At 71.4% G+C, this 14,201-nt stretch carries 11 protein-coding genes and 1 tRNA gene; 9 read left to right on the forward strand and 3 right to left on the reverse strand.

The window, feature by feature from the left end; genetic code table 11:
- The first annotated feature begins 1 nt into the window (after position 1).
- Entirely contained in the window at positions 2 to 544 is a 543-nt protein-coding gene (locus GCL72_RS01720) for a YdhK family protein (RefSeq protein ID WP_153142994.1), read from the forward strand.
- Between the two features lie 180 nt (positions 545 to 724).
- Here GCL72_RS01720 and GCL72_RS01725 read toward each other — a convergent pair whose 3' ends face one another.
- Both GCL72_RS01725 and GCL72_RS01730 read right to left on the reverse strand, forming a co-directional pair.
- Positions 725 to 1,021, reverse strand: coding sequence for a hypothetical protein (locus tag GCL72_RS01725; protein WP_153142995.1), 297 nt, complete (start codon positions 1,019 to 1,021; stop codon positions 725 to 727).
- Positions 1,022 to 1,510: 489 nt separating this feature from the next.
- Positions 1,511 to 1,584, reverse strand: a tRNA-Arg gene (locus GCL72_RS01730).
- Between the two features lie 307 nt (positions 1,585 to 1,891).
- Here GCL72_RS01730 and GCL72_RS01735 point away from each other — a divergent pair.
- The 8 genes from GCL72_RS01735 to GCL72_RS01770 all read left to right on the forward strand — a co-directional run bounded on the left by GCL72_RS01735 (position 1,892) and on the right by GCL72_RS01770 (position 12,479).
- Entirely contained in the window at positions 1,892 to 2,929 is a 1,038-nt protein-coding gene (locus tag GCL72_RS01735) for an iron-siderophore ABC transporter substrate-binding protein (RefSeq protein ID WP_153142996.1), read from the forward strand.
- A 145-nt stretch (positions 2,930 to 3,074) separates the two neighbouring features.
- On the forward strand, positions 3,075 to 4,019 hold the full coding sequence (locus GCL72_RS01740; protein WP_246160960.1) for a FecCD family ABC transporter permease: 945 nt from the start codon (positions 3,075 to 3,077) through the stop codon (positions 4,017 to 4,019).
- Entirely contained in the window at positions 4,016 to 5,194 is a 1,179-nt protein-coding gene (locus tag GCL72_RS01745) for a FecCD family ABC transporter permease (RefSeq protein WP_246160961.1), read from the forward strand. The genes GCL72_RS01740 and GCL72_RS01745 overlap by 4 nt, the downstream gene beginning before the upstream one ends.
- Complete coding sequence (locus GCL72_RS01750; protein WP_153142998.1) at positions 5,187 to 6,047, forward strand: ABC transporter ATP-binding protein; 861 nt, start codon at positions 5,187 to 5,189, stop codon at positions 6,045 to 6,047. Before GCL72_RS01745 ends, GCL72_RS01750 begins: the two co-directional genes overlap by 8 nt.
- Before the next feature lie 293 nt (positions 6,048 to 6,340).
- Positions 6,341 to 8,188 carry a phosphoenolpyruvate carboxykinase (GTP) gene (locus GCL72_RS01755; protein ID WP_246160962.1) on the forward strand — a complete coding sequence of 616 codons (1,848 nt, stop codon included), beginning with the start codon at positions 6,341 to 6,343 and terminating at the stop codon, positions 8,186 to 8,188.
- Between the two features lie 134 nt (positions 8,189 to 8,322).
- Positions 8,323 to 9,201: an ABC transporter ATP-binding protein gene (locus tag GCL72_RS01760; protein WP_281347418.1), complete on the forward strand. Its 879-nt coding sequence runs from the start codon at positions 8,323 to 8,325 to the stop codon at positions 9,199 to 9,201.
- A gap of 69 nt (positions 9,202 to 9,270) precedes the next feature.
- Positions 9,271 to 10,332, forward strand: a complete 1,062-nt coding sequence (locus tag GCL72_RS01765) for an ABC transporter substrate-binding protein (protein WP_153142999.1) — start codon at positions 9,271 to 9,273, stop codon at positions 10,330 to 10,332.
- Positions 10,329 to 12,479 carry an iron ABC transporter permease gene (locus GCL72_RS01770; RefSeq protein ID WP_153143000.1) on the forward strand — a complete coding sequence of 717 codons (2,151 nt, stop codon included), beginning with the start codon at positions 10,329 to 10,331 and terminating at the stop codon, positions 12,477 to 12,479. The genes GCL72_RS01765 and GCL72_RS01770 overlap by 4 nt, the downstream gene beginning before the upstream one ends.
- Positions 12,480 to 12,512: 33 nt before the next feature.
- Here GCL72_RS01770 and GCL72_RS01775 read toward each other — a convergent pair whose 3' ends face one another.
- The gene (locus GCL72_RS01775; RefSeq protein ID WP_153143001.1) at positions 12,513 to 14,054 is read right to left on the reverse strand and encodes an OFA family MFS transporter; all 1,542 of its coding nucleotides are present in this window, start codon (positions 14,052 to 14,054) and stop codon (positions 12,513 to 12,515) included.
- Positions 14,055 to 14,201 lie beyond the last annotated feature (147 nt).

Below are 14,201 nucleotides of genomic sequence, written 5' to 3' on the forward strand. Positions count from 1 at the left end.
GATGCGCATGGCCGCATTGGCAGCAGTAGGCGTCCTCGTGGTCACTGCATGCAGCACTACGACGAACGAAGAGTCCGAGGCCCCTAGTGCTTCCGAAGGAGGCGGCGAGCATCAGCACGGCCATGACGGTGGCCCGGCGCCCGATGGGATCAAGAAGGCAAGCTCGCCCGAGTATCCAGTAGGCTCCACAGCAGTCCTCGCCGGCGGGCACATGGAGAATATGAAGGGGTCGACGGCCACCGTTGCCGGAGCGTACGACACGACGATCTACTCGGTGACCTACACTCCGACAACTGGTGGAGACCCAGTTGACGATCATAAGTGGGTGGCCCACGAGGAGCTCGAGGATCCTGGCGATGCCCCGTTGCAGGTCGGCGATGAGGTCACCCTCGATGCCGATCACATGCCAGGCATGCAGGGAGCAGAAGCAGTCATTGAGCGCGTGACTGATGAAACCGCCTACATGGTCGACATCGAGACGGGCAGCATGGATATGACCAACCATAAGTGGTTCGTCACAAGTGAGCTTGAGCCGGCGCAGTAACTGCCGAGAGTCCCCGAGTTGGCCCGTGATATCACGTCGCAGATAGGCTCCCCGGGGTGCCGTGCGCCCTACTTTACCGGGGGTGCAGTCTCGCATCCCAATACGAGGTGGTCGTCAGCATGCGCGTCCTCCACGAGGTTCTTCTGGGAATTGGCCGTGAGTAGACCCTGAGGCTTCAGATCATCGCCAGGTGCGGCGGTCCAGCGCGTCGGGGCTCGCGGACTTGACGATGTTCATCCAGTCATTGCGGCCTCGGTGATGTCCCAGCAGGTACCAGCCGGTGCGGTGATGCTCGTAGCCGTCGACCCAGGCGCACAGCCTGCGCAGCAGATCGGGGACATGTCCCTCTCGGACGAATCCGCAGTGTGCCCAGGCGTCCAGGATCGGCACCAGCTCTGTCGGGCGCAGCGTCTCGTACTCGTCGGGCGTGTGGTCGAGCAGGTCTGCGATCTCTCGTCGTTCTGCGTGATAGCTCATCATGGTGACCCCCTGGTCACCTATATGCCGCGCAGTCGTCCGCGACACTCCGGACATCGTTGTCTCGGAACTGCGAGCATAACGCCTCGGACCGCGTCGGGTCAGGGGATCTCGGCCGTCTTTGGTGCGCACAGAGAAGACCCCCGGAATGACCAGCGCTGAGGGACGCATAGAAGGCCAATCCGGGGGTCGGATCACTCGCACCTCGATGAGGTGATGACTACGCTACATGCGCGTCGTGACTACAGGCTCGGTAGCCGCTGGGAATCTGCTGGGCGCTATGACGCCGGCAGGGCCGCTGGGGAGCAGTGTGGACACAATGTCTGCACGACGGGAGGGGTGCCCAGAACACTGCTGGATGCGGCTGCATGAATCTGCGGAATGGCCGCACTAATGGCTACACCAGAGTCCCGTCGGGCCTGCGACTTCGGGGCACGAAGAAGCCCCCGCATGCCTGTGCTGACCAGGATGCGGGGGCTTCTCGCGCGGTGCGCCCATAGGGATTCGAACCCCAGACCTTCGGTTCCGTAGACCGACGCTCTATCCAGCTGAGCTATAGGCGCATGTTCACTTGTCTCCGTGACCGCTCCCCGCGATCACGACTTGTACGACTATACATCCACCGTTCGGGGTCGACAAATTCGAGCCGCCTGGTGTGCGGGATGCCACACAGGTCGGCAGTGAGCGAGTTCTGTGGCGGCCGGCCGCAGCGTCGAGCACGTCATCCAGCGACCTGCGTTCACGATCGCCAGAGAGTTAGGTTAGGCTCACTCGCATTGAGTCATCCGCCGCTGATCTAATCACGTCGGTGGATCCTTCACGGCCCGACCGGGCCGCCGTCACCAGCACCGACACCGGAGGTCTTCCCCGATGCCCACGAGCACTCACCCGACTCCTCACCCGACTCTGCGGCGGACGACGCCGGCCGTCGCGGCCCTGGCCGCCCTGACGCTCTCCGCCTGCGGCGGGGGCAGCTCCGCCGACGACGGCTCCGGAGAGATCACCATCGAGCACGCGCTCGGCACCGCACAGATCGAGGAGGACCCCGAGCGCGTGGTGGCACTCGGTCAGGGATCCGCCGAGACCGCCATCGCCCTCGGCGTCACCCCGGTCGGAATGCAGGAGTACCCCTGGGGCGCCGACGAATCCGGGTACCTGCCCTGGATCCACGAGGCGGTCCAGGAGAACGGCGACGAGCCGCCGGAGCTGTTCACCGGCGGTGATGAGATGGACGTCGAGGCCATCGTCGACCTCGAGCCCGACGTCATCCTGGCTCCCTGGACGGGCATCGACCAGGAGCAGTACGACGTGCTCTCCGACATTGCCCCGACTGTCGCCTACAAAGAGGAGCCCTGGACGGTCACCTGGGACGGACAGATCAAGACGGTGGCCAAGGCGCTGGGCAAGGAGGACCAGGCCGAGGGCCTCATCGAGGACATCGAGGCGCAGTTCGACCAGGCCAGCCGTCCGGAGTGGGAGGACATCACCTACTCCTACACCTACACTGATGGCCCGGGGACCCTCGGCGTCTTCTATCCGAGCGAGCAGCGGGCGGCGATGGTCGACAAGCTCGGCCTCACCCCGGACCCCGTCACCGAGAGCGAGCAGCTGAAGGAGTACGACGTCGAAGGCACCGACTCGGCCATGATCGGTCTGGAGAACGCCGACATGCTCTCCGACTCGGACCTGATCTTCACCTTCTACTCGGACGCGGAGACGCGGAAGGAGATCGAGTCGCAGGACCTCTACCAGTCCATTCCCGCCGTCGAGCGAGGGGCGTTGGTTGCCCCGGAGGACCCGGCGCTGGTCACCGCCTCGTCGATGATCAACCCGCTGACGGTGCCGTGGGTCCTGGAGCGCTACGTCCCGATGATCGAGGAGGCCGTCGCTGAGCACGAGCAGGACTGAGCCGGAGACCCGTCCGGCGTCCGCCGCGACCCCGCCGACGGCGGCGCCCGGACGCTCCGCCTCCGACGTCGACCCGCCGCCCGCACTCCGGGCGGCGGGTCGACGTCGTGTCCCGACGGCGACAGCGCTGGGCCTCGCCGCCGCGGTGCTGCTGGTCGCCGCCGCGGCGAGCCTCGTCGTCGGAGGAGGATCGGTCGACGTCGGCCCGGTCTGGCGCGTGCTGACCGGCGACGGCGCCCCTTACATGGAGATGGTCCTCGCCGGCCGGGTGCCGCGCCTGCTCACCGGTGCCGTGGTCGGCGCCGCCCTGGCGGTCTCCGGCGTGCTCATCCAGGGCGTGACGCGCAATCCGCTGGGCGAGCCCGGGCTGCTGGGCGTGACGATGGGCGCCTCCGCCTCAGTCGTCACCGTCACCGCGCTGCTGGGGGCGGCCACCGGCCAGATGCTCGTGCTCGCCGCGCTGCCCGGAGCCGTGGTCGCGGTGCTGATCTCCTATCTGCTGGGCCGCCGCGCCGGCGGCTCCTCCGTGGTGCCTCTGGTGCTCGCCGGCGCAGTGGTCTCCGCCGTGCTCGGCGCCTATGTGCAGTCGATGACGCTGCTGCGGCCGGAGGTCTTCGACTCCTACCGGCACTGGGTGGTCGGCTCGCTCATCGGGGCCTCGCCCGAGACGCTGGTCACCGTGCTGCCGGCGATCGTGCTGGGGCTGCTGCTGGCGCTGGCCTGCGGATCGGGGCTGAACTCGCTGGCTCTGGGCGAGGAGGTCGCCGTCTCGCTGGGCGCTCCGGTGGCACGCGTGCGGCTCGGCGCCATCGCCGCGGCCACGCTGCTGGCCGCCGCGGCCACCGCCGCCGTCGGCCCGATCGCCTTCGTCGGGCTGGCGGTGCCGCATGTCGTCCGCGCACTGGTCGGCGCCGACCACCGGGTGCAGATCCCGGTCGCGGTGCTGCTCGGCGCGGCGCTGCTGGTGGCCGCCGACGTCGTCGCCCGGCTCGTCGCCTGGCCGCAGGAGGTGATGGTCGGCACGGTCACCGCGTTCGTCGGCGCGCCGTTCCTGCTGGCCGCCGTCCGTCGCGGGAGGGTCGCGGCATGAGCACGACGACCCAGCGTGCGGGGGAGCAGGCGCCGCCGGCGTCCGCAGCCCCGTCGGGCACCGCGACGACGCCGCCGACGACGGCGCGGCAGGAGGCTCCGGCGACGGCGGCGGCGACCGCTGCCCGTCCCGGATCCCGCAGTGCCGCCCCGCGCATGCTGCGCCTCGGCTCCCGCGTCGCGCTGCCCGTCTCTCCGCGGAGCCTGACCGTGGCTGCAGTGCTGGGCGCGCTGATCCTGGTCTGCGGGCTGGTCACCCTCTCGGCCGGGAGTCTCGGGGTGGCGCCCGCGGAGGCGGTCGCCGCGCTCGCCGGCGAGGCCGACGCCAAGGTGCAGTTCGTCCTCGAGCGGCTGCGCGGACCGCGGCTGCTGGCCGCCGTCGGCGTCGGGCTGGCCCTGGGCCTGTCCGGGTCGCTGTTCCAGACCGTCACCCGCAACCCGCTGGGCAGTCCGGACGTCCTCGGCCTCGGCGCCGGAGCCGGGGCGGGCGTCGCGATGACCACGCTGCTCGGCAGCGGCATGGTCCCGGCCCCGATCGGCGCAGTGGCCGGCGCCGGGATCGCGATCCTGCTCGTCTGGTGGTCCAGCGGAGTGGGCTTCGCCTCGCCGGCGCGGGTCATCGTCACCGGCATCGGCGTGGCTTCGATGGCCACGGCGCTGACCCACTACGTCGTCGCCGTCGCCCTGCATGACGCCGCCCACGACCTCGCCGCCTACACGATGGGCTCGCTGGGCACCCGCAGCATGGAGCATGCCACGCTGATCGGCGTCGCACTGGCGGTGCTGCTGCCCGCGCTGGTGCTGATCGCCCACCGGCTGCGGCCCATGGATCTGGGCGACGAGCTCGCCGACACGCTCGGCTCGGGAGCCGCGAGCACCCGGACGGCGGCCATCGTGCTGGCCGTGCTGCTGGCCGCCGCGGCGGTCGCCGTCGCCGGGCCGATCTCCTTCGTCGCGCTGACCGCTCCGCACATCGCCCGGCGGCTGACCCGCGCGCCGGGGCCGAACCTCGCCGTCTCCGCGCTGGCGGGGGCGATGATCCTGGTCTCGGCCGATCTGGCCGCCCAGCAGCTGCCGTTCCTCGACGGCCTGCCGGTCGGCATCGTCACCGCCGGCGTCGGCGGCGTCTACCTGGGCCATCTGCTGATCGTGGAATGGAGGAGGGCCAGTGCCTGAGTTCATCGAGAGCACGCCTCGGCGCCTCGACGGCGACGACGACGTGCGCCCGGCGGAGCTCGCCGGACGACCGTCGGCGTCGTTGCGCGCGGCGTCGCTGACCGTCGGCTACGGCGCGCGCCCGGTCCTGGAGGATCTCAGCCTGGAGGTCCCGGACGGGCGGGTGACCGCCGTCGTCGGACCCAATGGCTGCGGCAAGTCGACGCTGCTGAAGACGCTGGCGCGGACGCTGACTCCGCGCGCCGGCGAGGTGCTGCTCGACGGCACGCCGCTGACCCGTTGGAAGTCTCGGCGCATCGCCCGCCGGGTGGCGATGCTGCCGCAGTCGCCGGTGGTGCCCGACGGTGTGACGGTGCGCGGGCTCGTCGCGCGCGGTCGGCATCCGTACCACTCGCCGCTGCGACAGTGGGTCGCAGGCGACGACGAGGCGATCACCGACGCCATGGTGGCCACCGGCATCGCCGAGTTCGCCGAGGCGCCGGTGGTCGAGCTCTCCGGCGGACAGCGCCAGCGCGCCTGGATCGCGATGGTCCTGGCCCAGGACACCGAGCATGTGCTGCTCGACGAGCCGACGTCGTTCCTGGACCTCGCCCACCAGGTGGAGGTGCTGCGGCTCTGCCGCGCCATCCGCGAGCAGGGCAGGACCGTGGTCGCCGTGCTGCACGACCTCGACCAGGCCGCCCGCTGGGCGGACCACATGGTGGTCCTCGACGGCGGGCGGATCGCCGCCGCCGGACCGCCCGAGGAGATCATCACCGCCGAGCTGGTCGCCGACGTCTTCGGGCTGTCCTGCCAGATCACCCGCGACCCGCAGTCGGGCACGCCGAAGGTCGTCCCGCTGGCCGAGGCGTGATGCCTCCGAGTCTCGGTGCGCGAGACGGGGGCGGTCTTGGTCGGCGCTTTCCTGGAGCGCAGTGCGTGATATTCATCACACAAATCGATTGATGTGCCGTCATGCGGCCTCACGCTCTGAAGTGGAGGGGCGCGGACCACTACAGTATGAGCACCTGCTGGATCACAGATGTGGGCTTCGGCGGACACGACGGCGTGTCCGGCGATCGGCTCCGGCTCACCGGCGAGACGGAGAGAGTCCGCCCTGCATCGCGGAGATCGAGCAGCGCCCGCAGAACCCGACGGAGGGAAACAATGGTCGCCACCGTTGCAATGACGCCCGGTGCTGACATCGTCGCGGAGTCGCCGACGACGCACACAGCCCTGAACGAATTCGTCAGCCAGATCGCGGAGCTGACGACCCCCGACCGCATCCACTGGGTGGACGGCGGGGAGGCCGAGAACCGACGGCTCACCGACGAGCTCGTCGCCGCCGGCACCCTGACCCGGCTCACCAGCCCGGAGTTCCCGAACTCCTACGCCGCCTTCTCCGACCCCTCCGACGTCGCGCGCGTGGAGGAGAGCACCTTCATCTGCTCCGAGCGCGAGGAGGACGCCGGGTTCACCAACAACTGGCGTGACCCTGAGGAGATGCGCCGGACGCTGAGCGGCCTGTTCTCCGGCTCCATGGCCGGGCGGACGATGTACGTCATCCCCTTCGTCATGGGTCCGCTGGACGCCGCGGATCCGAAGTTCGGCGTCGAGATCACCGACTCGGCCTACGTGGTGGCCTCGATGCGCATCATGACGCGCATCGGCGCGCGGCCGCTGGCGCGGATGGAGGAGCTCGACGCCGAGTTCGTCCCCGCCGTGCACTCGGTCGGGGCGCCGCTGGCCCCGGGCGAGCAGGACGTCCCGTGGCCGTGCCACGACGACAAGCACATCGTCCACTTCCCGGAGACCCGCGAGATCTGGTCCTTCGGCTCCGGCTACGGCGGCAACGCGCTGCTGGGCAAGAAGTGCTTCGCGCTGCGCATCGCATCGGTGATGGGACGCGACGAGGGCTGGCTGGCCGAGCACATGCTCATCCTCAAGCTCACCAGCCCCCAGGGACGCACGCACTACATCTCCGGGGCCTTCCCCTCCGCCTGCGGCAAGACCAATCTGGCGCTGATCGACCCGACGCTGGAGGGCTGGACGGCCGAGACCCTCGGTGACGACATCACCTGGATCCGCCCCGGCGACGACGGCGAGCTGCGCGCGATCAATCCAGAGACCGGATACTTCGGCGTCGCCCCGGGCACCGGCTGGAGCACCAACGCCAACGCCATGCGGGCGATCGCGAAGGGCAACTCCATCTTCACCAACTGCGCGCTGACCGACGACGGCGGCGTCTGGTGGGAGGGCCTGACCGAGGAGCCGCCGGCGCATCTGATCGATTGGAAGGGCGAGGACTGGACGCCCGACGCCGATCGGCCGGCCGCACATCCGAACGCGCGGTTCTGCACACCGATCGAGCAGACCGACATGCTCGCCGAGGAGTTCCACGCCCCGGAGGGGGTCGCGCTGGACGCGATCCTCTTCGGCGGCCGGCGGAAGACCACGATCCCGCTGGTCACCGAGGCTCGCGACTGGACCCACGGCATCTTCTTCGGCGCGACGCTGTCCTCGGAGACCACCGCCGCCGCGGCCGGCGAAGTCGGCCGGGTGCGGCGCGACCCGATGGCGATGCTGCCGTTCATCGGCTACGACGCCGGGGACTACCTCAAGCACTGGATCGAGGTCTCCGGCGCCGCCGATCCGGAGAAGCTGCCCGGCATCTTCCTGGTCAACTGGTTCCGCCGCGGCCGGGACGGCAAGATCGCCTGGCCCGGCTTCGCGGAGAACACTCGCGTGCTGACCTGGATCATCGCGCGGCTCGAGGGCCGTGCGGAGGCACGTGAGACGCCGATCGGGCTCACACCGACCCCGGAGTCGCTGGAGCTCGAAGGGCTGGACATCTCCGACGAGGCGCTCGAGGACTCGCTGCGCGTCGACCCCTCGGAGTGGAGGGCCGAGCTCGACGACATCGAGATCTGGTTCGACCGCTTCGGCGACTCGATGCCGCAGCCGATCCTCGACGAGCTGCAGCAGCTGCGCGAGCGGGTGGACACGGCCGGCTGATCCGGGCGCTCGTCCGCTGAACCACTCCGTCCATGCGGGAGAAGAGGCCGGCCCCCGTCGCCTGTGCGGCGGGGGCCGACCTCTGTCCGAAAAAAGGTGAGGCGCGCCTGCCTGTTATTAGGTAAGATGCCCGTGTGCGAAATTCAACGGATCAGGCTCGCAGCACTCCGCTCGACGGCCGCGGCGTCTCCGTGGCCTACGGCGCCCGCCGCGTGGTGCACGACGTCGACGTCGCGCTGCGCCCCGGCGGCGTCACCGCGCTGATCGGCCCCAACGGCAGCGGCAAGACCACGCTGCTGCGCGGGCTCTGCCGGCTGTCCGACGCCGAGGGGGAGATCAGCCTCGACGACGTCGACGCCGCCTCCTACTCGCCGCGCGCCTTCGCCCGGCGGCTCACTGTGCTGGCCCAGCAGCGCCCGACGCCGACCGGACTGACCGTCGTCGACGTCGTCGGCTTCGGCCGCCATCCGCACCGCGGCCGCCTCTCCCGCGTCGACCCCGGCGGGGCCGCGGCCGTCGAACGCGCCATGGCGCTGGCCGGTCTGGAGGAGCTGGCGCACCAGCCGGTCGCCGAGCTCTCCGGCGGTCAGCTGCAGCGCGTCTGGCTGGCGGCCTGTCTGGCCCAGCAGACCGACGTGCTGCTGCTGGACGAGCCGACCACCTTCCTGGACCTGAAGCACCAGATGAGCCTGCTGGACCTCATCCGCGACCTCGCCGACGATCACGGGCTGACCATCGGGGTGGTGCTCCACGACCTCGAGCAGGCCGCCGACATCGCCGACCACGTCGTGCTCCTCTCCGAGGGCGAAGTCGTCGCCGCCGGGGCGCCGGCGGAGGTGATGACCTCCGACCGGCTCAGCCGGGTCTACGACGTGCCCGTCGACGTCGTCGAGATGCCCGACGGGCGGCTGACCGTGCGCGCTCGGCGCACCGGCCGTCGCGCCGCCGCCTCGGCGGCCCGCGCCGAGATCTCCGGCGCCGCCGGCGAGGAGGCCCTCGCCGTGCCGGCCTGACCTGTTCGACATACCCTCCGCGGGCCCGCACCAGGCCCGTCCCTCCACCTCGACCGAAGGAACCCCTCGATGTCCTCCACCGTCCTCCGCTCCGCCCAGCCGGTGCGCCTGCTCTCGCTCGCGGCCGTCGCCGCCCTCTCGCTGACCGCCTGCGGCACCACCGACGTCGGCGGCTCCGAGGAGGAGTCCTCCGGCGACGCCGGCCCGATCACCGTCACCGACCACTCCGGCGAGGAGGTCACCCTCGAGGAGCCCGCCGACCGCGTGGTCACGCTCGAGTGGGCGCAGACCGAGGACGTCGCGACGCTCGGCGGCGAGCAGGTCGGCATCGCCGACGCCGAGACCTTCGCGCAGTGGAACTCCGCCGTGGAGCTGCCCGAGGACGCCGTCGACGTCGGCCAGCGTCAGGAGCCCAGCCTGGAGGCGATCGGCCAGGCGAATCCGGACCTGATCCTGGGGTCGGCGAACTCGGTGCCGCAGGACCAGATCGAAGACCTCGAGGAGATCGCCCCGGTCGTCCTGCTGACCTCCGCGGACACTCAGGACCCGCTGGGCACGATGGAGGAGAACTTCCGCACCACCGCCGAGCTGCTGGGGGCCGAGGAGAAGGCCGACGAGGTCTGGAGCGAGTACGAGCAGACGCTCGACGACGCTCGGTCCACGCTGTCCGAGGCCGGGGCCGAGGGGACCCCGTTCACCGTCTCCTACGCCAGTGTGGAGGGCAACACCGCCACCTTCCGCATGCACGGCTCGGGCGCGCAGGTCCAGGCACTCGGTGAGGAGATCGGGCTGACCACCGCCTGGGAGAAGTCCGGCGACGAGATCTGGGGCATCAGCGAGTCCGACGTCGAGGGGCTCAGCGCTCTGCCGGAGGACACGCTGTTCTACCGCTGGCTCGGCACCGAGGAGTCGGACGACGCTCTGGAGTCGCTGGAGAACAACAGCGCCTGGACCTCGCTGGGCTTCGTCGAGCACGACGCCGTCGAGCAGCTGCGCGGCCAGTGGATCTACGGCGGGCCGGCCTCCTCGCAGCAGGTCGTGGAGCACCTGGCCGAGACGGCCGCTGAGCACGCCGAGGAGAACACCGAGGAGAACACCGGGGAGGACGCCGGGGAGAACGCCGGCGCATGAGCCTGCCCGGCACCCGCACGGCGTCGTCGCCGGTCCTCGACGACGACGGGGCTTCCGCCCCGCCGCGCCGCGACGCCCCGGCGCGGGCCCGGGCGGCGGCGACGGCCGCACTGGTCCTCGGCGCCGCCGTGCTGGTCGTGCTGGCCGCCGTGCACCTGACCCAGGGGACCTCCACGGCGACGCCGGCCCAGCTGCTCGCCGCGGTCTTCTCCGACCCGGCGGCCGCCGAGGACCCCACCCGGCAGCTGCTGCGCGGCATCGCGATGGATTCGCGGCTGCCCCGACTGGTCGGCGGGCTCGTCGTCGGCGCCGCGCTGGGCGCGGCCGGCTGCGCGCTGCAGGCGATGACCCGCAACCCGCTGGCCTCGCCGGACACGCTGGCGGTCAATGCCGGCGCCCACCTGGCGCTCACCGCCGCGGCCGCCTTCGGGCTCTCGCTGCCGATGCTCAGCTCCGCGGCATTGGCCTTCCTCGGCGGGCTGGCCGCCGCCGGGGCGGTGCTGCTGCTCGCCGGCTTCTCCGAGCAGGCCCCGATCCGCCTGGTGCTGGCCGGCACTGTGGTCGCCCTGGGGATGAGCTCGGTGACCGCGGCGCTGATGATGCTCTACTCGCAGTCCACCCAGGGACTCTTCCTCTGGGGCGCGGGGACGTTGAACCTGGCGGGCATGGACGGGCTGCTGCCGCTGCTGCCGGTCATCGGCGTCGCGACGCTGGGCCTGCTGCTCCTGGCGCGCAGCACCGACATGCTCGGCCTCGGCTCCGACGCCGCGCAGAGCCTGGGGGTGCGGGTCGCGCGGCTGCGGGCGCTGCTGCTGGTGCTCTCCGTGGTGCTGGCCGCCGCGGCGGTGACCATGGTCGGGCCGCTGGGCTTCGTCGGCCTCTGCGCCCCGGCGATCGTCCGGCTGCTCGCCGGCCGGCTCACCCGCTTCGGCCGCTTCACCTGGGCCGTGGCCGGCTCGGCGCTGCTCGGCGCGCTCATCGTGGTCGCCGCCGACGTCGGCGTCCGGGCACTGGCGGACTGGGCGGGGGAGAGCACCCTCGGCGTGTCCATCCCCACCGGCGTGGTGACCTCGCTGCTCGGCGCGGTCTTCCTCATCGTGCTCGCCCTGCGCATGCCGGCGACCGGCGGCGGCCAGGAGATCAGCGCCGTCGCCCTGCCCACCGGCGTGGGGCTGCGACGTCGAGTGCTGATGCTCGTCGCCGCCGCGGCGCTGGTCGCCGTGCTCGCCGGCGCCGGGATGCTGCTGGGGGACTGGTGGCTGCGGCTCGGCGATCTGCAGCTGTGGCTCTCCGGAGAGGCCGCCCGGGCCATCGAGCTCTCGCTGGACTTCCGGGCGCCCCGCGTCGGGGCGGCGCTGCTGGCCGGCGGGGCGCTGGCCCTGGCCGGCGCCCTGGTCCAGACCGTCACCCGGAATCCGCTGGCCGAGCCGGGGATCCTCGGCGTGGCCGCCTCCGGCGGCGCCGGGGCGGTGCTGGCGCTGATCGTCCTCGGCACCGGGACCTGGTCGATGTCGGCCGGGGCGACAGTCGGCTCGCTGGTCGCCGGGGCGGTGGTCTTCCTGCTCGCCGGCGGGCGGCGCAGCTCTCCGCAGCAGGTCGTGCTGGTCGGCATCGGGCTGATGACCGCCGCGCAGGCGCTCACCCAGCTGATGATCTCCTCGGCCATGCCGCATCAACAGGCGATGGCCATCGCCTTCCTGGGCGGCTCGACCTTCGGCGCCGGCGGCGAGGATCTGGTGCCGATCCTGGTGATGCTGCTGGCCGCGATCCCGGTGGTCTGGCTGCTGCGCCGGGACCTGGACCTGATCTCGCTGGACGACCACACCCCGCAGGTGCTCGGCGTGCGCACCGCCCGAGTGCGTTCGACGGTGCTGCTGCTGGCAGTGCTGCTCTCGGCGACGGCGGTGATCGGCGTCGGGGTGATCAGCTTCGTCGGGCTGGCCGCCCCGCATATGGCCCGGATGCTCGTCGGCCGCGACCACCGGTGGTTCGTCCCACTGGCGGTGCTGCTGGGCGCGGCGCTGGTCTCGGTCTCAGACACCTTCGGGCGCACGGCCATCGCGCCCGACCAGCTGCCCGCCGGGCTGGTGGTCGCCGTCCTCGGCCCGCCGTATCTGCTCTGGCTGCTGCGCCGCCGCACGCCGTGAGCCCCGGCCGGCGGCGAGACTCGCCGCGCGTGCTCAGCTGAAGAGCTTCAGGGCGCTGCCGGCGGTCTGAAGCACGCCATAGACCAGCGGCAGCCCGACGACCGCCCAGGGCAGCCACACCGGCACCGGCGGGGCCCCGGCGGGTGTGACGGCCGGCGCCGTCGGTCCGCCCGCCTCCCCGGCCGGCGCCGTCGACGTCGGCTGCTCCGTCGAGTCGACGTGGTGGCGGGTGTGCACGGCGCGGACCAGCAGATTCGCCAGCAGCCCGACGACGAGCAGGCCGACCATGGTGAACAGCGCCGGCCGGTAGTCGGCGGCGACGAGGTCCCCCGGCTCGCCGCGGGCGTCGAGGAAGCTGTTGATGATCAGCGGGCCGACGACGCCGGCGGCGGACCAGGCGGTGAGCAGCCGGCCGTGGATCGCCCCGACCTCCAGCGTGCCGAAGAGATCGCGCAGGTAGGCGGGGATCGTGGCGAAGCCGCCGCCGTAGAAGCTGATGATGACTCCGGCCAGCACCACGAACAGGATCACTGAGACCTGCCCCTGGGCGGCCAGGAGCGTGTAGAGCAGCACGCCGCCGCCCAGGTAGATCAGGTAGGTGACCTTGCGCCCGACGACGTCGGAGGTCGAGGACCAGACGAAGCGTCCGAGCATGTTCATCAGGCTCAGCAGGCCCACGAACCCGGCTGCGGCGGCCGCGGAGATCGCGGTGGAGCCGTCGGTCCGGAAGAAGTCCCGGATCATCGGCGAGGCCTGTTCGAGGATGCCGATGCCGGCGGTGACGTTGCAGAACAGCAGGATCCACAGCAGCCAGAACTGCGGGGTTCGGATCGCGGTGTTCGCCCGGACGTCGCCGTCGGTGACCAGGGCGCGCGTCGCGGCCTGCGACGGGTCGTAGCCGGCCGGCGCCCAGCCCGGGGCCGGCACGCGGACCAGCCAGGCACCGAAGAGCATGACGGCCAGATAGACCGCACCGAGCGTCAGGAAGAGGCCGCCGACGGCCGAGCCCGAGGCCGTGGCGGAGCCGGCCGGGGCGGTGTCATAGAGATTCAGCAGCGCCGAGGAGAGCGGGCCGGCGATCATCGCGCCGCCGCCGAAGCCCATGATCGCCATCCCGGTGGCCAGTCCGGGGCGGTCGGGGAACCACTTCATCAGCGTGGAGACCGGCGAGATGTAGCCGATGCCCAGGCCGACGCCGCCGATCACCCCGTAGCCCAGGTAGACCAGCCACAGCTGCGAGGTATAGATCCCGGCCGCGCCGACGAAGAAGCCGGTCGCCCAGCAGACGGCGGCGACCAGCATCGCCCGGCGCGGGCCGTTGCGGTCGACCCAGGTGCCGAACAGCGCAGCCGAGAGGCCGAGCACGACGATCGCGATCGAGAAGATCACGCCGACGGCGGTCAGGCTGGTGTCGAAGTGCGAGACCAGGGCGGTCTTGTAGACGCTGGTCGCATAGACCTGGCCGATGCACAGATGGATGGCCAGCGCCGCCGGCGGGATCAGCCAGCGGTTGAACCCCGGTTCGGCCGTGATGCGCTGCAGCGGGGCGGACCGTTCGGCCAGATCCACGGACATGGAACCCTCCTGACGAGGTGTGATGGAGCACACGAGCTGGGGCGATATTACGCTGACGCAGGACGGGCTGTCGATCAGTCGCTGAGGTGGGCGGAGGCCCGCGTCATCCCTCGTCGGAGGCGGAGTCTGTCATTCGGACGCGTCGAG

Origin of the sequence: Nesterenkonia halophila (genome assembly GCF_009467795.1) — a bacterium.
GTDB lineage: Bacteria > Actinomycetota > Actinomycetes > Actinomycetales > Micrococcaceae > Nesterenkonia > Nesterenkonia halobia.